1 protein-coding gene is annotated in these 350 nt (G+C 64.6%); it reads right to left on the minus strand.

Translation table 11 applies throughout. The annotated features are described in order from the left end of the window. Window positions 1–350 (minus strand): hemagglutinin repeat-containing protein (locus FFB58_RS22815; protein ID WP_138371073.1); only part of this gene is annotated, 350 nt, incomplete at both ends.

Genomic DNA, 350 nt, shown 5'->3' on the forward strand with positions numbered 1-350 from the left:
ACGCTGCCGCCGCTGCTGCTGTTTTTACCCGTCGTCTGCTGCGTGTCCTGCGAGGCAAGCAGGTTCACGTCCCGGGCCGCATCAAGCAGTACGTCCTTACCGGCCTTAACCTGGCTGCCCGCCACGGTGATGTCGCTCCCGGTGGCCTTAATCGTGACGTTGCTGCCCGCGTTCAGGCTGCTGCCCGCCGATGTTTCGCTCCGCATGTGCGAGGAGGATTTTGACGACTGGGACCCCAGCGAGGCGTTGATGCCCACGGTGTTAGTGTTGCTGCTTTCAGAGGCCCCCTTCGCCTGGTCCATCGCCACCGCCTGGTCGGACTGCACCAGGGACAACGCCGCCTTCGTCGC

It is taken from the genome of Enterobacter sp. MF024, assembly GCF_005843915.1.
GTDB classification, from domain to species: domain Bacteria; phylum Pseudomonadota; class Gammaproteobacteria; order Enterobacterales; family Enterobacteriaceae; genus Enterobacter; species Enterobacter barmai.